This window comes from Paraburkholderia sp. USG1, from assembly GCF_031570135.1.
In the GTDB taxonomy this organism is placed as follows: domain Bacteria; phylum Pseudomonadota; class Gammaproteobacteria; order Burkholderiales; family Burkholderiaceae; genus Paraburkholderia; species Paraburkholderia dioscoreae.
Genome location: NZ_JAMWXW010000034.1, coordinates 29,977 through 49,649, shown reverse-complemented (window position 1 = coordinate 49,649; position 19,673 = coordinate 29,977). Strand labels below are relative to the sequence as shown.

16 protein-coding genes are annotated in these 19,673 nt (G+C 62.7%); 12 read left to right on the top strand and 4 right to left on the bottom strand.

From position 1 onward, the window contains the following. Positions 1-4: 4 nt before the first annotated feature. Positions 5-892, bottom strand: coding sequence for a LysR family transcriptional regulator (locus tag NE850_RS32700; RefSeq protein WP_007181829.1), 888 nt, complete (start codon positions 890-892; stop codon positions 5-7). Between the two features lie 104 nt (positions 893-996). Between NE850_RS32700 and NE850_RS32695 the strand changes: the two genes are divergently transcribed. The 3 genes from NE850_RS32695 to catC all read left to right on the top strand — a co-directional run bounded on the left by NE850_RS32695 (position 997) and on the right by catC (position 3,514). Beyond that, positions 997-2,154, top strand: coding sequence for a muconate/chloromuconate family cycloisomerase (locus tag NE850_RS32695; RefSeq protein WP_007181830.1), 1,158 nt, complete (start codon positions 997-999; stop codon positions 2,152-2,154). A 47-nt stretch (positions 2,155-2,201) separates the two neighbouring features. Next, on the top strand, positions 2,202-3,110 hold the full coding sequence (gene catA, locus NE850_RS32690; RefSeq protein ID WP_007181831.1) for a catechol 1,2-dioxygenase: 909 nt from the start codon (positions 2,202-2,204) through the stop codon (positions 3,108-3,110). Positions 3,111-3,223: 113 nt separating this feature from the next. Then, a complete protein-coding gene (gene catC / locus NE850_RS32685) occupies positions 3,224-3,514 on the top strand; it encodes a muconolactone Delta-isomerase (RefSeq protein ID WP_007181832.1) in 291 nt (96 codons plus the stop codon). A gap of 106 nt (positions 3,515-3,620) precedes the next feature. Here the strand turns inward: catC and NE850_RS32680 are convergent, their stop codons facing one another. Continuing rightward, positions 3,621-4,598, bottom strand: coding sequence for a PDR/VanB family oxidoreductase (locus NE850_RS32680; RefSeq protein ID WP_035518609.1), 978 nt, complete (start codon positions 4,596-4,598; stop codon positions 3,621-3,623). A gap of 745 nt (positions 4,599-5,343) precedes the next feature. On the opposite strand from NE850_RS32680, the gene NE850_RS32675 reads away from it, so the two are divergent. Then, complete coding sequence (locus NE850_RS32675) at positions 5,344-6,090, top strand: glucose 1-dehydrogenase (RefSeq protein WP_007181834.1); 747 nt, start codon at positions 5,344-5,346, stop codon at positions 6,088-6,090. A gap of 105 nt (positions 6,091-6,195) precedes the next feature. On the opposite strand, the gene NE850_RS32670 is transcribed toward NE850_RS32675, so the two are convergent. Then, positions 6,196-7,080 (bottom strand): LysR substrate-binding domain-containing protein, encoded by an 885-nt coding sequence (locus NE850_RS32670; protein WP_310699874.1) that lies wholly within the window; start codon positions 7,078-7,080, stop codon positions 6,196-6,198. 123 nt (positions 7,081-7,203) lie between these two features. Between NE850_RS32670 and NE850_RS32665 the strand changes: the two genes are divergently transcribed. Then, the gene (locus NE850_RS32665) at positions 7,204-8,436 is read left to right on the top strand and encodes a 2-aminoethylphosphonate--pyruvate transaminase (protein WP_310699879.1); all 1,233 of its coding nucleotides are present in this window, start codon (positions 7,204-7,206) and stop codon (positions 8,434-8,436) included. A 115-nt stretch (positions 8,437-8,551) separates the two neighbouring features. Further along, positions 8,552-9,355: a phosphonoacetaldehyde hydrolase gene (phnX, locus tag NE850_RS32660; protein ID WP_007181837.1), complete on the top strand. Its 804-nt coding sequence runs from the start codon at positions 8,552-8,554 to the stop codon at positions 9,353-9,355. Between the two features lie 52 nt (positions 9,356-9,407). On the opposite strand, the gene NE850_RS32655 is transcribed toward phnX, so the two are convergent. Then, positions 9,408-13,244 carry an ArsR family transcriptional regulator gene (locus NE850_RS32655; RefSeq protein ID WP_007181838.1) on the bottom strand — a complete coding sequence of 1,279 codons (3,837 nt, stop codon included), beginning with the start codon at positions 13,242-13,244 and terminating at the stop codon, positions 9,408-9,410. Between the two features lie 159 nt (positions 13,245-13,403). Between NE850_RS32655 and NE850_RS32650 the strand changes: the two genes are divergently transcribed. From NE850_RS32650 to NE850_RS32625, 6 genes are all read left to right on the top strand, one after another. After that, positions 13,404-14,393: a LysR family transcriptional regulator gene (locus tag NE850_RS32650; protein ID WP_232064166.1), complete on the top strand. Its 990-nt coding sequence runs from the start codon at positions 13,404-13,406 to the stop codon at positions 14,391-14,393. A 159-nt stretch (positions 14,394-14,552) separates the two neighbouring features. Next, positions 14,553-15,530 carry a 2-oxoglutarate and iron-dependent oxygenase domain-containing protein gene (locus NE850_RS32645; RefSeq protein ID WP_310699873.1) on the top strand — a complete coding sequence of 326 codons (978 nt, stop codon included), beginning with the start codon at positions 14,553-14,555 and terminating at the stop codon, positions 15,528-15,530. Further along, a complete protein-coding gene (locus NE850_RS32640; RefSeq protein ID WP_007181841.1) occupies positions 15,527-16,360 on the top strand; it encodes an alpha/beta fold hydrolase in 834 nt (277 codons plus the stop codon). Before NE850_RS32645 ends, NE850_RS32640 begins: the two co-directional genes overlap by 4 nt. After that, a complete protein-coding gene (locus NE850_RS32635) occupies positions 16,357-17,511 on the top strand; it encodes a BMP family ABC transporter substrate-binding protein (protein WP_007181842.1) in 1,155 nt (384 codons plus the stop codon). The genes NE850_RS32640 and NE850_RS32635 overlap by 4 nt, the downstream gene beginning before the upstream one ends. Before the next feature lie 53 nt (positions 17,512-17,564). Next, complete coding sequence (locus NE850_RS32630; protein WP_035518113.1) at positions 17,565-18,467, top strand: aromatic ring-hydroxylating dioxygenase subunit alpha; 903 nt, start codon at positions 17,565-17,567, stop codon at positions 18,465-18,467. Further along, positions 18,457-19,668 (top strand): Rieske 2Fe-2S domain-containing protein, encoded by a 1,212-nt coding sequence (locus NE850_RS32625; protein ID WP_165186035.1) that lies wholly within the window; start codon positions 18,457-18,459, stop codon positions 19,666-19,668. Before NE850_RS32630 ends, NE850_RS32625 begins: the two co-directional genes overlap by 11 nt. Positions 19,669-19,673: the final 5 nt, after the last annotated feature.

Genomic DNA, 19,673 nt, shown 5'->3' with positions numbered 1-19,673 from the left:
CGCGTTAAACCCGTTTGAACAGCTCACGTGCGAGCGAACAGAGCAAGGTGGTGGTCGGCGATTCGTCCTGCAAACGGCGGCTCATGATGATCGGCGAAGCAACGTTGGCTGACGGAATCGGCCGGTACACTACGCCGTGCGCGCGCAAACCCTCCACGCTTTCCGGCACCAGACACACGCCCACTTGTGCCGCGACCAGACCCAACGCGGTCTGTAATTCCCGCACTTCATGAATTGCCTTCGGCTCCAGCGCATGATCGTGCATGGCCGATAGCTGCTGGTCGGCATAGCTCGGCCGCGGCGTGCTGGGATAGACGATCAGGGTTTCCTGCGCGAGCGCCGCCAGTGTCAGCGCTTTCTTCTGGCGCGCCAGCGGGTGGTCTTGCGGCAGCGCGGCAATCATCCGTTCTTCGACGAGGACTTCGCGCGCGAGTTGCGCGTCGTCGAAGCGCAGGCGGCCGAAGCCCACGTCGATGCGGCCGCCCTTGAGCGCCCCGAGCTGCTCGATCGTGAACATTTCGATCAGCGAGAGTTCGATATGCGGCGCGGCTTCACGAAACGCACGGATCACGGCGGGCAGCGCGCCGTAGAGCGTCGACGGCACGAAGCCGATCACGACGCGCTCGGCCAGTTGCGCGAGGCGCCGCGTGAGGGGGCCGAGCTCGTCCGCTTCGTCGATCAGGCGCTTTGCCTGCGCATAGAAAATGCGGCCGGCTTCGGTCAGCCGCAATGGCCGCGAGCCGCGCTCGAACAGCGGCAGGCCGACGTTTTCTTCGATCTGCTGGATCTGCCGGCTGAGCGGCGGCTGCGTCATGTGCAGGCGATTGGCGGCCCGCGTGATGTTCATTTCTTCCGCGACCGCGATGAAATAGCGGAGTTGGCGAAGTTCCATGCATACCTCTAAGGTATGGAAGTAGTCGGAATCGGTGTTGGACTGCTTCGCGGGTTTGTTTCTAATATGGGGGCTCCCGGTCAGGCAGTTCAGGAGGGCAACGAATGATAGCAACACCCGTGAAGATCGAGAGCGTGGAGACGATTCTCGTCGACGTACCGACGATCCGTCCGCACCGCCTCTCGGTCGCAACGATGAATTGCCAGACGCTGGTGCTGGTGCGCATCCGTTGCGCCGACGGGGTAGTCGGCGTGGGCGAGGGCACCACCATCGGCGGCCTCGCTTACGGTGAGGAAAGCCCGGAAAGTATCAAGGTCAACATCGACACCTATTTCGCGCCGTTGCTCAAAGGGTTGGACGCAACGCGTCCGGGCGCCGCGATGGCGAAACTGCGCGAGCTGTTTCAGGGCAACCGCTTTGCGAAATCCGCGCTGGAAACGGCGCTGTTCGATGCGCAGGCACAGCGCCTCGGCGTGCCGCTGTCGGAACTGTTCGGCGGCCGTGTGCGCGATTGCATGGAGGTGGCGTGGACGCTCGCGAGCGGCGACACGAAGCGCGATATCGATGAAGCCGAGCAGGTGTACGAGACGAAGCGGCATCGGGTGTTCAAGCTGAAGATCGGCTCGCGCGCGCTGGCAGACGACGTGGCGCATGTCGTCGCCATCAGGAAAGCGCTGGAAGGGCGCGGCGAAGTGCGGGTCGACGTGAACCAGGCATGGACCGAATCGGAAACGATCTGGGCCGCGCGGCGTTTCGCCGACGCGGGCGTGGCACTGATCGAGCAGCCCATTGCCGCGGAAAACCGCACCGGCCTCAAGCGTCTGACCGACCTCGCTCAAGTGCCGATCATGGCCGACGAAGCGCTGCACGGTCCGGCCGATGCATTCGCGATTGCCAGCGCCCGTGCCGCCGATGTCTTCGCCGTGAAGATCGCGCAATCGGGCGGCCTCGTGGGCGCGGCGCAAGTGGCGGGCATCGCCTCGGCCGCGAATATCGACCTGTATGGCGGCACCATGCTCGAAGGCGCGGTGGGCACAATGGCTTCGGCGCAACTTTTCAGCACCTTCGGCGAATTGAAGTGGGGCACCGAACTGTTCGGCCCGTTGTTGCTGACCGAAGAAATTCTCACCGAACCGCTGCGCTACGAGAATTTTGCGCTGCACCTGCCTCAAGGTCCGGGTCTTGGCATTACGCTCGACTGGGACAAGATCGACCGCCTGCGACGCGATACGCGCAAAGGCGCCAGCGTTACCACGAACTGAAGGCTCATCCGTTAGCCATCCAGAACATCATACGAAGGAGATACCCCATGAACAGGCAAGCTATCGACGCGTTGCTCCAGAAGATCAACGACAGCGCCACCCACGCAGGCAATCCGCGCACCAGGCAGATCGTCAACCGGATCGTGCAGGATCTGTTCTATACGATCGAAGACTTCGACGTGCAGCCCGCCGAATTCTGGACCGCGCTGAACTATCTCGGCGACGCGGGCAAGAGCGGCGAGCTCGGCCTGCTGGCCGCGGGGCTGGGCTTCGAGCATTTTCTCGATCTGCGTCTGGATGAAGCGGAGGCAAAGGCCGGCATCGAAGGCGGCACGCCGCGCACCATCGAAGGTCCGTTGTACGTGGCCGGCGCGCCGCTCTCCGAAGGGCATGCGCGGCTCGACGACGGCACCGATCCGGGTCAGACGCTGATCATGCGCGGCCGCGTGCTGGGCGAAGACGGCAAGCCTTTGGCGCACGCGCTCGTGGAAGTGTGGCACGCGAATCATCTCGGCAACTACTCGTACTTCGACAAATCGCAACCGGCCTTCAATCTGCGCCGCTCGATCCGCACCGACACAGAAGGCAGGTACAGCTTCCGCAGCGTCGTGCCGGTCGGCTATAGCGTGCCGCCGCAAGGGCAGACACAGTTGCTGCTCGATCAGCTCGGCCGTCATGGGCATCGTCCGGCGCATATTCACTTTTTCGTTTCCGCGCCGGGGTTCCGCAAGCTGACCACGCAGATCAACATCGACGGCGATCCGTATCTGTGGGACGACTTCGCGTTCGCCACGCGCGACGGACTCGTGCCGGCGGTCAAGCAGGCCGAGGGTGCCGAAGGCAAACCGTATGGCGTGGACGGCAATTTCGCGCTGATCGATTTCGACTTCACGCTGTTCAAGGAACGCGACAACCTGCCGGATGCCGAAGTGGAGCGCCTGCGCGCTGAAGCCTGATTCTCGGCAGAAAAGGGCTGGACGTACCGCATGAATCTGTCAACCCTGGTTGCGCGGCGAGATCGGCCGGGCCGCCAGGGCTTTTTTGTCATCGATCAGGGATAGGAGCAAGCATGCTGTTTCACGTTGAAATGACCGTCAATCTGCCGGTCGATATGGATGCCGAACGCGCGGCTCGCCTGAAGGCCGATGAGAAGGCGATGTCGCAAAGGCTGCAACAGGAAGGCGTGTGGCGACACTTGTGGCGGATTGCCGGGCGCTATGCGAATATCAGCGTATTCGACGTGGAGAGCCCCGCGCATCTGCACGACGTGCTGAGCCAGTTGCCGCTGTTTCCGTATATGGATGTCGAAGTGCGCGCGTTGTGCCGGCATGCGTCGTCGATTCGCGACGACGACCGGTAAGGACATGCGATCGCGAAGGTGCCGCGATTGCGGCACCTCGTTGGCTTACGTGATCGCTGCCGCTGCCGCTGTGGAAACCGGCATGGCGGTGAAAAAGCGAGGCGCGTCAAAGATCCAGCACAAGAACCGGCGACGCCGCGCGCGAAATGCAGCAGCAGATCACCTTGCCGCCCGCCCGTTCCGCTTTGCTCAGGCAATGGTCGCGATGCTCGGGTGTGCCGCTCAGCACGTCGACCATACAGGTGCCGCAGACGCCTTCGCCGCACGACGTATCCACTTCAATGCCGATCGACGCCAGCGCCGCGACGATCGTCGTGTCCTTGTCCACGCGCACGGTTGCGCCGCTACTCGCGATCTGCACGTCGAACGTATCGAGCGCGGCGGTCTGAGCGCTCGTGGCGGAGACCGGGTCAGCCGCGAATCGTTCGAGATGGATCGCCTCCGGCGCAACGCGCGTTTCGCCGATCGCCACCACACGTTCCATGAAAGGCGCCGGCCCGCAGGTATAGAGATGCGTGCCCTCGCGCGCATTCGCGAGACAACTGCCGAGCACCGCATCGAGCTGGTCGCGCGCAACGCCGAAGTGGAGCGTCACGTAGTCACTAAACGGCGCGCGTGAAAGCAGCTGCAAAAACGCCGCATGTTCGGCGCTGCGAGCGAAATAGTGCAGCGCGAAACGCTGCCGCTGCTCGAGCAGACGGTACGCCATACTCAGGAGCGGCGTCACACCGATACCCGCGGCCAGCAGAATATGTTCGCGGGCGTGCTGCGCGAGCTGGAACAGGTTGCGCGGCGCACCGACGGTCAATTCGCTGCCGACCGTGACATCGTCATGCAGCGAACGTGAGCCGCCCCGCGAAGTCGCTTCGCGCTTCACGGCAAACACATGTGCTTCACGATGATCCGGGTCGCCGCACAGCGAATATTGCCGCGTGACGCCGGAGGGGCCGGTGACGTCGATGTGCGCGCCGGCCTCGTAGTGGTCGAACGGTTGGCCGTCCAGACGCGACACGCTGAAGGAGCGCACGCCATGCGCCTCGTCGCGGACGCTGTCGACGCGCACGTTGAAGGTGGTTCTTTCCATGATCTTGCCGGCAAGGGGAGCGGACGGTGCATGCATCGGGTCGCATGCGGTTGTGTGTCAAGGATAAGAAACCGCACCAAATCAGGCAAATCGATAAAAAATGATAAGTCGGATAAGTCTGACTGATAATCGGGTAATGCGGAGTATGAGAGCCGCAGCTTCGAATTCCGCCAGATGCCGCACTAGCGCCTCTTGCGGTCGCGCCATTGCGTTCAGGTGGACAATGGCGGGCATCACTTCAATCACGGCTTCTGCCTGCCCGGACTGGGCATTCAATTCATGACACGCGCATTCGTTTAATCAGGCAATGACGAAAGCGAACATGGAAGGAGCGAGATCGTGTGGTCCACTATTCTGGATACGCTCGGTGCGCTGGCGGTGCTTGCCAGCGTGGCCGTGCAGATTATGCTGATGCGTAGGGACTGAATCCAATGCATTGTCTGAACCGCCTCGCCTGACAGCGCAGGCCAGTATGCGCTCTGTGCGAGCTTATGCGCCCGCTTGCTAGCGATCCATCCATTCGATCCGGCGGATGACACCGCTTCCCGCAGCAAGCCTTTCAGCCATTCGTAGCACGCATCCACCGATTGTTCGGCTCAACCGACGTATCTGTTCGCCTCCAGCCGCTTTATCCGCCTGCTCAACCTGCCTACATTGTCACCAGTGACAGCGCCACTGGATTTCCAATGCAGCCCGCGAATCTTCGCGACAGCACCGGCGCAAATCCCATTTAAAGGAATCGATCATGAGCAAGCTCACAGGTAAAGTTGCGGTGGTAACCGGCGCGTCGAAAGGTATCGGTGCGGCTATCGCCAAGGCATTGGCGGCCCAGGGTGCCTCCGTGGTGGTGAACTATTCGTCGAGCAAGACGGGTGCGGAGAGCGTGGTCGCGGCGATTACTGCCGCGGGCGGCAAGGCGGTGGCCGTGGCAGGCGACGTGTCCAAAGCAGCGGACGCACAAGGCATTATCGATGCCGCGGTGGAAACGTATGGCCGCCTCGACATTCTCGTCAACAACTCGGGCGTGTATGAATTCGCGCCGATCGAAGAAATCACCGAAGAGCATTTCCATAAGCACTTCAACGTGAATGTGCTGGGTCTGCTGCTGACCACGCAGGCCGCGGTCAAGCATTTGGGTGAAGGCGCGAGCATCGTCAACATCAGCTCGGTGGTGAGCCGCATCACGCCGCCGGGCAGCGCGGTTTATACCGCGACCAAAGGCGCGGTGGACGGCATTACCGGTGTGCTCGCACGCGAACTCGGCCCGCGCAAGATCCGCGTCAACTCCGTGAATCCGGGCATGGTTGCGACGGAAGGCACCCATACCGCAGGCATTCTCGGTTCCGATTTCGAAACGTGGGCGGTCAGCACGACGCCGCTCGGCCGCATCGGCCAGCCGGACGATATCGCCGATGTCGTCACCTTCCTCGCTTCCGACGACGCGCGCTGGCTGACCGGAGAAAGCCTGATTGCGAGCGGCGGCTCGCGTTAAGCAGCGCGACGCGAAAGCAGGTGGCGCGGGCGGATAGCGTCACGCCATCTCGCGCGGCATGAAGAAAGCCGCCCGCAGGCTGCGCCCGGCGGGCGGCTGTCCGTTTTATCGAGCGGAGGTGGCCGGCGCCGGCTTCGTCAACTCCACCGCAAACAACGCGTCCAGCAGATTCGATCCGGGCCGCTCGGCGAGCCGCGTCAGCGATTCGATCATCTGCACCCGACAGTCCTGCAACGGAATCATTCTGATCCGCCGCGATTCGTTGAATTCGGCGCGTGCAATCACCCCCACGCCCATGCCTTGCGCGACCGCTTCTTCGAGCGCCTCGCGGCCGTCCACGTACATCACCGGTTCCACTTGCAGCGATTCACGCACCAGTTCGATCTCGAGCAACTGCTGCGTGACGGATTGCGCCTCGCGGAAAATCATCGGCTGCTGTACCAGTTCCGCGTAGCTCAGCTTGCGTTTCTTCGCCACCGGGTAGCTCGCCGGCACCATTGCCACCAGCGGATCGCGCCGCAACACGCGCGCTTCCAGCCGGCTATGCACTTGCGGTGCGGCGGTAATGGCCGCGTCCACGGCGCTCGATAGCACGCGCTGCATGCAATCCGCGGCGTTGGCGATGGACAGCGTCACGACGATCCCGGGGTGCAGCTTGCGAAACGCGCCGATCAGCGCGACCGCCAGATCGGGCGCGTCCGCCACCAGCGAGAGCGAGCCGGATTCGAGGCCGGCCGCCGATTCGAGCAGTTGCCGCGCGTCGCGCTCGCAACTGAGCATCTGCCGCGTCACGCTGAAAAGACGCAGACCGAGTTCCGTGGTCTCGACGCCGCGCGGCCCGCGCTCGAACAGTTTGACGCCGTAATCCTGTTCCAGCCGCCGCACGTGATCCGACACGGCCGGCTGGGTGAGCGAAAGCGCCTGCGCCGCCTTGGAAAACCCGCCATGTTCCGCGACCGCATGAAACGCTCGCAATTGCGCGTATTGCACGTGTGCCTCACTGAGGTATAAGTTATTGCGATACCTCTATCGATTATATCGATTTTACCGATGTAACGCGTTTCTGTACTGTGTGAGTTACCAAAATGAGCCACCGAAACAGCAATGCCGAACATGGACAGCGTGACCGACCGTTCCCGAGCCGTGAGCGCCGCAGGATCCGCCGTGCTCACGTGCGCGAAGCCGCCTGGGGGCGAGCCGTATCTGCTGACGCCTGGACCGCTCACCACGGCATTCTCGACCAAAGAGGCGATGCTGCGCGACTGGGGCTCGTGGGACGGCGATTTTCGCGCGATGACCGCGCTGCTGCGCAGCAGTCTGCTGGAAATCGCCGGCGACACGGCGGGCGAATACGACTGCGTGCCGCTGCAAGGCAGCGGCAGCTATTGCGTCGAAGCAATGCTAGGCAGCCTGATTCCGCGCGACGCTCACGCGCTCGTGCTCGCCAACGGAGCATACGGCAAGCGCATCGCGACCACGCTCGGCTATCTCGGCCGCGCCTGCACGGTGCTGGACAAGGGCGATTATTTGCCGCCGCGCGGTGCTGAAATAGAACGCATGCTGGACGCCGATTCGCGCATTACGCATGTGGTCGCCGTGCATTGCGAAACCAGTTCGGGCATTCTCAATCCGCTCGAAGAGATCGCCGCCGCCACCGCGAAGAAAGGCCGCAAGCTGCTGATCGATTCGATGAGCGCCTTCGGTGCGGTGCCGCTCGACGTGCGTGAGATTGCCTGCGAGGCTTTCGTGTCGTCGGCGAATAAATGTATCGAGGGTGTGCCCGGTTTCGGCTTCGTGATCGCGCGCAAGCGTGCGTTGCAGGAAGCGAAGGGCCGCAGTCACTCGCTCGCGCTCGACGTCTACGATCAATGGGACGTGATGAATCGCACCGGCCAGTGGCGCTTCACGCCGCCCACGCATACGGTGGCCGCGTTTATCGAAGCGCTGCGTCTGCATAAGCTCGAAGGCGGACAGGCCGGGCGCCTCGCGCGTTACGCGAACAATCGCGACGTGCTCGTGGCCGGCATGCGCGAACTCGGCTTCGAGCCGTTGCTGAATGCACGCTGGCGCTCGCCGATCATCGTGACTTTTTTTGCGCCCGCGCATCCATCGTTCAGGTTCGAAACCTTCTATGAATTGATGAAGCAGCAGGGCTTCATCATCTATCCAGGCAAGTTGACGGTGGTGGACAGCTTCCGTATCGGCTGCATCGGGCAGGTGGACGAGCACGTGATGCGCCGCGTGGTGGAGGCGTGCGCCAGCTCGCTGCGCACGATGAACGTCGCGCATGCCGCGCCGCCCGCCGCGGCGCTCGAAGAGCGCAAGACGTTGGCCGAGGCGGCCTGAAGAACCGTGTCTGGCCGTGCGGTGCGTGGGCCGGGTAGCGGTCACGCGGACAGCACGTCATGAAAAACGCGCGGCACGCTGCGCGAGCTTTGGAACCTCCGAAGGATAGAAGTCAATGAAACACGTGAAAGCGGTGATTTTCGATTGGGCCGGCACCGTGGTCGATTACGGTTCGTTGGCGCCGATGGGCGCCTTTGTGGAGACATTCGGGCAGTTCGGCGTGCCCATCACGATCGACGAAGCACGCGGCCCGATGGGCATGGCCAAGCGCCCGCATATCGCGGCGCTGATGGCGCTGCCCCGCGTCGCGCAGGCATGGGCCGACAAGTACGGGCACACGCCCGATGAAGCGGATATCGACGCCGTGTACGACGTGTTCGTGCCGAAGAACATCGCGGTCGCGGCGAGCTATAGCTCGGTGATTCCAGGCGTGGCCGAGGTGGCGAGCGCGCTGCGCGGCGACGATATCCGGATCGGCACGACCACCGGCTATACGCGCGAGATCATGGCCGAGATCGTGCCGGGCGCGGCGGCGCAGGGGTTTTCACCGGACAGTATCGTGTGCACCGGCGATACGCCGGAAGGGCGGCCGTCGCCGTACATGATCTACAGGACATTGCCGGAGTTGGGCGTCTGGCGCGCGAAGGAAGCGATCAAGGTCGACGACACCGAGGTCGGCATTGAAGAGGGAATCAATGGCGGCACGTGGACGGTCGGAGTCGCGGTGAGCGGCAATGCGTTCGGCATGGCCGAATACGACGTCAAGGCTTTAGCGCCGGATGAATTCGCATGGCGTCGCAACGCCGCGATCCAGAAGCTCCAGGCGGCGGGCGCGCATTATGTGATCGACAGCGTCGCGGATCTGATGCCGGTGGTCTACGACATCGAGGCGAGGTTGGCGCGCGGCGAGCGGCCATGAGGGCATGGGGCTGAACCATCCGGCACGCGCTTTCCCCGTTTTGTACAGGAGCTCAGGAATGCGCGCTCAAGACCCGTTGAATGTCCTCCAGCGGCGCATTGAACAGGTTGGCGATGAATGATGCGCTCAGACCATCGCGTTGTGCAAGATTTCGGATTTCGACCTTGTCCTCTTCGCTGAACGCGGTCGTTGCCGGTTGCGGATGTTCCGTCGGCGGAGCCTCGATGAGATCGTCCCTCGGTGCGACAAGCGGTAAATCCTCTTCATACAGTCGCGCAATGGCCGCATAAGGCTGATTGATCCGAGCGGCGGCGTCCTTCAGACTGAGGCCTTCGTCCATCGCACGCATGGCCTGAATTTCCTCGTCTTCCGAAAGCGGCGGAACCCATTCCTGATGATGAGTTGGCGAGGGCAAATCGGCCCGGGAGGGCCCAGCTTGGGGAGATCGCGGGCGCGAAATAAAGAAGCCGCCCGCATATTCCTGCTCGACGACCGTTATCGTATTCTCCGGCAAATGAGTCGCTTGAGCCAGATCGCCGGTGGTGAAGCTGTAATTCCAACTGTCAAGCGCCCGAAGGATGTCGTCAAGTTGTTGCGGCGTCAAGGAATCCATGGTTTTCTTGCGGAATTCGTTAGCAAGACTACGGGATTTCCACGGCGAGATACCGAGTTTCGTGGCGACGTCCTCTCGGGTGTAACCCTTCTCGAACATATCCATGGCCGCCTCCCGATCTTTGGCGGTGAAGCGGATGTCGTGGCTGCCTTCCGGGATACGTCGGGCCAGACCTTTCGTGTAGCTGGAAGACATGCCTAGCGAGCGAGCTACCTCGTCGGCTGATTTTCCTTCGGCCAGCAGCTCGCCGGCCAATGAGTCTCTCGCCATGCGGTGCTGATTGGCAATCCCCCGCACGGTTTCCAGCGGGAGATCCAGATTCCTGGCAACGTCTTTAGGGGAAGTGCCTGCATCCAGCTGCTGAATAGCCGAGGTCCGATTTTCCGGCGTCGTATTCCACCACGACCTTTTGTAGGTATTGGCGTTGTAGTTTGCGAAAATGTCCCGAACTTTCCTCTCAGAGAGTTTGACTATGCTGGCGATTTCGCGAGTCGGTTTCCCTTGGTCTTTCAAGGCAAATACCTGATCTATCTGGCCGGGCGTGAGGTTTCTGGGTACGGGCGCACGTATGCCTTCCCGCGCGGCGATGTTACGCACGGTTTCTGTGGCTACGCCGACCTGATTGGCTATCGCGCGTTGTGTCATGGCACCGTCCTCTAGCAGTCTGATGATTTCCTGGCGCGTTCCCGGCGTGATTTTTAGCGCGCGAAGCGAAGCGGCGGCCGAAATAGGGATGTTGTCTTTCCTGGCGATATTGAGCACTGTCGCAGTAGCTATGCCAAGTTGCTTTCCTATTTGTGAGCAGGACAGCTCCCCCTTCTTTAACAACACGACCGCCTCGTGCCGGATATCCCGACTGACTGACGAGCGGTAGCTACCCTTGGGAGGGATCTGGTTGTCCTTGGCGATCTTGTTCACCGTGCTACGCGCTATGTCGAATTGCTTGGCAATCTGCGTACGCGACAGTTGCCCCTGCTTTAACAGATCGATAACTTCCTGCCGCGTCGCTGGCGTGAGTGGCAATCTGCGCAGAGAATCAGCCGCCAACAACGCGATATTTTCCTCTCTCGCGACTTTTGCTACCGGCGTAGGACTGATGCCCAATTTCCTGGCTATCCCGCCCCTCGTCAGTTCTCCCTCATTCAGAAGCCGGATAATTTGGCTCCGCACTTTGTCGTCGATTTTCGACATTCCGCCAGCCGCGGGTGTATCAGTATTGAGTTCCCACTTTTGGGTCAAGTCATTCAGACGGACGGAATACTGGGGTTTCAGATCGATGCCTTTTTTGAACACTCGCCAGCTTTCGTAGTCTTTGTCGTAACGAACGTGATAAGCCTTGCCGCGCAGTTCTATATACCTGTCGCCTTTGGCATCGAGGCGGATGCCCGACTTGTCTGCCGGCCGCAGATCTTTGATCGAAACGTCCGGATCGGCATAGGTCTCAAGCGACCCATACAGGTCGCTGGCCACGCTTTGATGCGCGAGCTGGCTGGTGAAATCGACCGCGGGGCCCGTTTCGGCGAGTGTCTTTTCCGCGAGTGCTCGCTCGGTGGCGCGTGTTTCGGGGTTCAAGGTGGACTCCGCCTCGCCCGCTTTGACGACGCCTTGCCCCGCAGCCTGAACGAAGTCTCGGGCCGATGTGCTGCCGCCTTTGCCGGCCATGCTGGCAGCTTCGGCGTCTCTGGCCGCCCCGGAAATGGCATTGCCTGCAAGACTGATCTCTTTGGCAGCACCCAGGACTTCTCCACCCAGAATGCCTAGAAACGCCGAGCCATAATCGAGACCCATGCGGACATTGTCCGGTAGTGCGGAAGGCAGGAGGTCGGCGAGCGGAGCCAAAGGCGTCAGACCCAGAAGCACGCGGTCGATGCCTTCCAGCACCTGTCCGGCGAGTTTTTCCGCACGAGCGGCCGGCGTGATGGAGTAGTCCTTGTAGCTGGCGTCCTTAAGGACTGCGGTGTAGCGGTCGCTGAGATCGCGCACGTAGTCGCCGCTAACCGGCGGAAGATCCTTGAGAATGTCCGTATATCTTTTGGCAGCGCCCACGGAGTGAGCATTGAGCGGGCCGCTGACCTGATCATGCCAGGTGTCGAGCTTGTCGCGCAGTTCGCGCGATTCATGCATGCGCTGGGTGAAGGCCAGAACGACCTTGTCCTTCAACTCGTCCTGTCCAGGGGTGGTCTGAAAGAGTTGACGGCCCAGCAGTTCGTAGCGTTTTGCCGGGTCGGTCTGCTTCTGCGCTTCATCGAGGATGCGATCGACCTCACCATTGGCTTCTTTCCACTGGGCGTTTTTCACCCTCTGGCGTTTGTCGACTTCGGCAGCGATTCGTTCCTGCAATATCCCCTTGAGTCCACTGGCCTCCTGGAATATCTCTTCCCGTTCGTCGGCATTCTCTGCGTCGAAGAAGTCGTCGCGCAATTTATCGAGGCCGTCGACGCTTTCCCGATCTTCCTTGTTCAGATAGGCCACTCCCATAGGCGGGTTGAACTGGCTCAATACACGGTCGACAGGATCGTTGCGCACGCGGTTCGCTTCGTCACGAACGGCGTTCTCCAGTCCGGTCAATTTCTGTTCGATCGCGTAGCGTTTGTCGTTGCTGGTTTCCAACTGAAAAGCCGCGCTTAATGTCGCAATCACACCGCCGTAAAACTGCCGCTCACTGTCGGGCAGTTCGGCGAGCATGCCCTGCAGATGCGTTTGTCGTTGCTGGAACTGGATCACCTGAGGGGGATAGCCGGTCATTTCCTGCTGGAGGCCATCTTCGATTTTTTGTGCAATCGCGGCGTTGGCCTCGCTATTGCGGGGGAGGTAGCCCTCCTGGGTGTCGTAGTTCTTGTTCAGCCGGTCGAACTCTTCGATGCTCGCGCCTGGCAGTGTGCCGGAGGTTGGCGTGGCCTGGCCAGTGGACCCAGCCTGTAACGCTCTCGCGCCTCTGTTTGCAAACGGGAGGCTGGAGCCGCTGACGTTCAGTCCCGATGCGGCGAGTGCATGCGCGGAATCGGCCTTTACAGGAAGAGTCGAACGCGATAGACGATCCAGGGTACGAATGCCCGGCGCCGCCTTGTCCGGCAAAGAGGCCGGTGCCCCAAGCCCTTCGCGGAAAGTCTGATGCGAGAATGCGGCGGCGGCTTTTGCATGAGTAGTTGGAGAAGGGGCTCGTGGACGGCCCGGCACTTCGTGATTGTTCGATACTGTGTCCGAGGGCGCTGGAACGATTGAAGCCGTACCATCCGGAACCGCGAACGTCGAGTTGCCCACTGATGATGTCGTCATTTTTTCCTGAACTCCAGTTGCTAACGATTAACCGGCGAAAATGATGAGAGGCATGACGCGGCCGGATACATTGCAGCACGATGCAAGTGCGCAGATGTAGCATCTATCTCTACATGGCAGTGGGATTGGCGGAATGAGCGTTTTTGATGGGGTAAGGTGGTGGCTTTCGATTTCGACGCCACCTCACCCTCCGACATGCCGAAACCCGCCCCCGCCGACACGCTCGCCTGGCACATTCACGCACGGTCCCTGCGCTATTTCGATGCGATTCGCCGCTGCGGCTCGATTCGTGAAGCCGCGCGGCAATTGCATGTGGCTTCGTCGGCGGTCAACCGGCAATTGCTGAAGCTCGAAGCCGAAGTCGGCACGCCGCTCTTCGAGCGCCTCGCCTCCGGGCTCGCGCTGACCGCCGCCGGCGAAGTGTTCGCTCGCCATGTGATTACCGTGCTGCAGGATGCGCGCCGCTTCGAAAGCGAAATGGATGCGCTGCGCGGAATCCGTCGCGGCGAGATCGGTATCGTCACGGTAGAGGGACTCAATTCGAGTTTTCTGCCCGACCTGGTTGAACGCATGTTGACGCGCTACCCGGCAATCCGTTTTCAGGTGCATACGGCAGGCTCGGCCACGATTGCCCGCGCGATTCTCGACGGCGACGCAGACCTCGGCCTCGCGTTCTCGCTGCCGCGCACCGGCGACTTGCAGCAACTCGCGGTGGGACGCTTCCAGTTGGGCGCAATCGTTGCCGCCACGCATCCGCTCGCGGGCGAGTCCACGGTGACCTTCGCTCAATGCGCGCGTTACCCGCTGATTCTCGGCAACGCGCAACTGTCGATCAGCGGCCTGCTCGAACCGTTAATTCGCCACTACGCCAAGCCGCTTCAAACCGTGCTCGAAAGCGATTCGATCGAGCTGATGCGGCGTATGGCGGCACGCGGGCGCGGGGTGGGGTTTCAGACGCGCCTCGGGCTGGAACGTGATCTTGCCGACGGCACACTGGTGCACATACCGTTGCGCACACCGCGCCCGCTGGTTTCCGAGTTGGGCGCCTACGCGCGCGCCGGCCGGACCTTGACGCCCGCGCTGGACGCGTTCGTGCGCCTGCTCACCGAAGCCATCGCCGAGCGCGAGGACGACGAGCCGGCCGTCTGATCCGGCAACCGGCAACCGGCAACCGGCAACCGGCAACCGGCAACCGGCAATGATGCCGAAACGGCATCAGCATGCACTTTTTTCTGCGCTTTTTTGTACGCCTGCCACGCTCTAGACTCGTCGGCAACGGGTTCAAAGACGTGTTCAAAGGAGCCAGAGATGTCCGAAGTGCTGTCAGCTCGAGCGGTGCTGCATACCAGTTTGCCTGTGGTCGACGTGGCCGGGCTCGCGAGCGAGGATCCGCGGCAACGCGTGGCGGTCGGCGCGGCGTTGCATGCCGCCTGTATCGACACGGGCTTTTTCTACATTGCCAGTCACGGCGTCGCGCCTGAGCTGATCGACGCGGCCCGTGCCGAAGCCGAGCGTTTCTTCTCGCTGGACGACGCCGACAAGCGTCTCGTGGACAAGGCGCAGTCGTTCTGCAATCGCGGCTACGAGCCGTTGTGCGGCCAGGTGCTGGAAGCAGGGACGCCGCCCGATCTGAAAGAGGGCTTTTATATCGGCAACGAATTGCCGCCCGATCATCCGCGCGTGGTGGCGCGTGCGTTCAATTGCGGGCCGAACCAGTGGCCGCCGCAGTCGCCCGGTTTTCGTCCGGCAATGGAAGCGTATTTCGCCGCGATGTTCGATCTGTCCACGCGCCTCACACGCGGTCTCGCGCTGTCGCTCGGTTTGCCGGAGGATTATTTCGAGCCGTTCTGCGACGACGCAATGGGAACGCTGCGTCTGCTGCACTATCCGCCGCAACCCGCGCAGGCCTTGCCCGATCAGAAAGGCTGCGGCGCGCATACCGATTTCGGCTGCCTGACGCTGCTCTGGCAGGACGGCAACGGCGGCTTGCAGGTGCAGGACGGCGAGGGGCGCTGGATTCATGTGCCGCCGCTGCCGGGCACCTTCGTCGTCAATCTCGGCGATCTGATCGCGCGCTGGACCAACGACCGTTATCGCTCGACGCTGCATCGCGTGGTCAACGCATCGGGTCGCGAGCGCTATTCGATGCCGTTCTTCTTCACCGGACGCCCCGACTACATGGTCACCTGCCTGCCGGGTTGCACGGACGAGGGCGAGGCGCCGAAGTATCCGCCGATCACCGTCGCGGATCATCTGGAAGCGTGCTACCGGAGAACCTACGGATGACGCCGGCCCGTACGCACGCAGCGGGCATGCTGCTGATTCACGGCGCGTGGCAGGGCAGCTGGGCATGGGACGCCTGGCTGCCGGAACTGGCCGCGCGCGGCTGGACGGCGAGGGCGGTCGATCTGCCCGGCAACGGCGCGCATCCGTCACGCGACGCTGGCCTCGTGGTCTCGCTGCAAACCTATGTCGACGCGTTGACGCAGGCGCTCGCCGCCTTCGAAGGCCCGGTGGTCGTGGTTGCGCACAGCGGCGCGGGCGTGCCGGCTTCGCAACTGGCCGAGGCATTGCCCGAGCGTATCGCCTGCCTCGTCTACGTGGCCGGCATGATGCTGCCGGCCGGCATGGGCTACGCGGAGCTGGTGGATGCCAGCGTCGCCGACGTGCCTGACGCGAGCGGTATCGCGCCGTATCTGCAGTGGAGCGAAGACGGTTCGGCCACGGTCGTGCCCGTGGATGCCGCGCTCGACATCTTCCTGCACGATTGTCCGCCCGATGCCGCACGGCGCGCCGCCGCGAAGCTCACGCCGCAGCAGGAGAGTGGCCGTACGGTTGTCACCACGTTGAGTGCGGAGCGTTTTGGCCGCGTGCCGCGCATCTATGTCGAGGCGCTGCGCGATCGCTCGGTGCTGTTGCCGCTGCAACGCAGGATGCAGGCGCTCGTGCCCGGCGCGATCGTGCGCTCGATCGATTGCGGTCATGTCCCGCAACTGGCGCGTCCCGCCGAACTCGCAACGCTGGTCTGCGAAACGCTCGCGAGCATCGGCATCGATTCCGCCGAGTCCAGCGCATCTTCCCTTTTCCATTCGCTCACTACCGGAACCTCGCCATGATCCGATTTTCCTGCTTCGGCCGCCTGTTTTCGGCGCGCTTCAAATCTGCTGCGCGTGTCGCTCGGTTCGCGAGTCACGCGCTGGCCGCGGTGTCGCTCGTTGTGCTCGCAACGTCCGGCATGCCCGCTCGCGCCGCCGCCGGCGACGCGCCACTGGACGTTTCGATCGTCTACCTGGGCAATCCGGGCGACGCGGGCTGGACGCACGCACACGATCTCGGCATCGGCGCCGCGGAGAAACAGTTCGGTTCGCAGGTCAAGGTGACGCGCGTCGAAAACGTGCCGGAGAATGCCGATGCCGCGCGCGTGTTTCGCGACCGGGCGGCGAAGGGCGACAAGGTGGTGATCGGCACGTCGTTCGGCTACATGGATTCGATGATGCGCGTTGCGCGCGATTACCCGGACACCGTGTTTCTGCATTGCTCCGGCTACAAGAGCGCGCCCAATCTCGGCAATTTCAACGGCAAGGTGTACGAGTCCGCGTATCTGGCGGGCGTCGTCGCCGGCTATGTGTCGAAATCGCATGTGCTCGGCTTTGTCGGCTCGGTGCCGATTCCCGAAGTGGTCCGCAATATCGACGCGTTCGCGCTCGGTGCGCGTTCGGTGGCGCCGCAAACGGTCGTGAAGGTGGTATGGGTGAGCAGCTGGTTCGATCCGGGCAAGGAACGGCAGGCGGCCGAGACGCTGGTCGGACTCGGCGCCGACGTGCTGATGCAGAACACCGATTCCACCGCGACGATGGCCGTGGCCGAGCAGCATAAGGTTTATGCGTTCGGCTGGGATTCGGATATGAGCCGCTGGGGGCCGCATGCGCATCTCGGATCGGTGGCCTATGACTGGGGCATCTACTACACCAAAGCGATCGACGAAGTGCGGCGCGGCACGTGGACCAACAAGCCGGTGTACTGGGGCGTGAAAGAAGGCATCACGGATCTGGTGAACCTGAATACGTCGGTCGTGCCCGCGGATGCGCAGCGCGCGCTGGCCGAGAAACGCGCTGCGCTGGTCGCGGGCCGCCTCGATCCGTTTGCCGGGCCGTTGAAGGATCAGAGCGGCAAGCTGCGCGTGGCCGCGGGTGCCGCGCTATCCGCGGACGACACGAACCGGATAAACTGGTTCGTCGACGGAGTCCAGGGCAGTATTGCGCAATGACGGAGCGGGCCACGATGAGTACGGCGAGTACATCAGACACGACGCCAGATACGATGCCAGATACGACGGATACGGCAGACTGCGCCGCTCGCGACGCGGTCATCTGGAACGATTGGCATCCGGTGGCCGCGCTCGGTGCGCTCGGTGATTCCGATGCCACCAGCAACACGCGCCTGCTCGGTATCGACCTCGGCATCCGCGCGGCGAACGTTGCCGGCGCACAACCGTCAGCGCGCTATAGCGTGTGGCGCCACGACAATCATGCGCCATGCCGCGTGCAGGCGCGATATGGCGTGCTGTGGGTCTGCCTCGGAGAGCCGCAGCGCGACATTCTCGCGATTCCCGAAGCCGACGAAGCCGATCGCCGTCTGCTGCATGCGGGCGCATTTCGCGTGCATGTGAGCGGTTTGCGAGCGGTCGAAAACTTCCTCGACATGGGCCATTTCCCGTTCGTGCATACCGGCTATCTCGGCGTCGAACCCTATACGGAAGTCGCGCCGTACCGGATCGAGCGCGACGAACAGAATGGCGAACTGTACGCGCACGACTGCCGCTTCTATCAGCCGCGCGCGGCCATGACCGCCGGCACGGCGCTCGACGTGCATTACGTGTACCGCGTCGCGCGGCCGTATAGCGCGATTCTGTACAAGACGTGTCCGCCGCAGCCCGAGCGCTTCGACGTGATCGCGCTCTTCGTGCAACCGCTCGACGAAGACTGGTGCGTGGCGCACACGGTGATGAGCTATCTCGACGACACCAGCAGCGACGACGAACTGCGCGGTTTTCAGCAGACCATCTTCGCACAGGACATCAAGATTCTGGTCAATCAGGTGCCGAAGCGTTTGCCGCTCGGCACGGGCGACGAGCACCCGGTGCGGGCCGACGCGATGTCGGTGGCGTACCGGCGTTGGTTGTCGGCTCAACAGGTGACCTACGGGACGACTCATGGCCGATAAGCATCATGTCGTCGAGTCGGCATGGTTTGCCTTGTGCGGCGTCGACGAACTCGACGAGCGCGCTATCTATCACACCGAGCTGGCAGGTCACGAACTCGTGGTGTGGCGAGCCGAAGGCGGCGCCGTCAACGTGTGGGAAAACCGCTGCCCGCATCGCGGCGTGCGGCTCTCGCTCGGACATCATCGCGGCGACGCGTTGCAGTGTCAGTATCACGGCTGGCAGTTCGGCACGGGGAGCGGCGCGTGCCGCTTCGTGCCGGCGCATCCGCAAGCGCCGCCGCCAGCCGTGGCGGTGCAGACGTGGCCGGTGCAGGTACGGTATGGATTCGTGTGGACGTGTCTGACGTTGCCCGGCGAATTGCCCCCGTTCACGCCCATCGAGGAACTGGAGAACGAGGCTTCGCCTGGTGCCGCGCCTGCGCAACCGGTCCGTTTACGCGCCGTCGCGATCGATGCCGCGAGCGACACCGTGCAGCATGCGCTGGCCGACTACCGCTTCGACTACACGGGCTTCGACGCATGGCAAACATCGGACTGCGTCGCGTTCGAGGTCGCGCCTCACGCCGTGATGATCGAGCAACTCGACGAAGCCGCGCATCGCGTGGTATTTCTCGTGCAGCCCGCGCGCGAAGGGCGGACCTATCTGCACGGCATCGCGCTCGGACCGTTTGCCGCGAACCAGCGTCTTGCGGTGCTGCGGCATCATCAGCAACGGTTGAACGCGTTGCGCGACGCGTTGGAGCAGCAGTCCGCATATCAGGAACGCGTAAATCGCCATGACATTGCAGACATGCCGCAACCAGACGCGTGGAGTCTCGTGAGATCGACACCTGGGCAACCGGCTGTCTTGCAACAGTCGGTATCGAAACCGGTTTCCGTGCTGTCGTCCGGCTCGGGAACTGCGGTGTATTCCGGCGAACATCACGAGGCCAATCGCGCCTTTACTGTTCATCTGTCCCGCAACGGACAGACAGTGAACGTCGCTGCCGATGTCACCGTGTTGCATGCGCTGCGCGCGCACGGCGTCGAGGTGCCGAGTTCATGCGAGCAGGGCGTGTGCGGCACCTGCCGGACGCGCGTGCTGCAAGGCACGCCGTTGCACCTCGACGATTTTCTGACGCCGCCGGAGAAGGCTGCCGGTGATTGCATGATGGTGTGCGTATCGCGCGCGGTATCCAGCACGCTGACGCTCGATCTCTGAGGCCG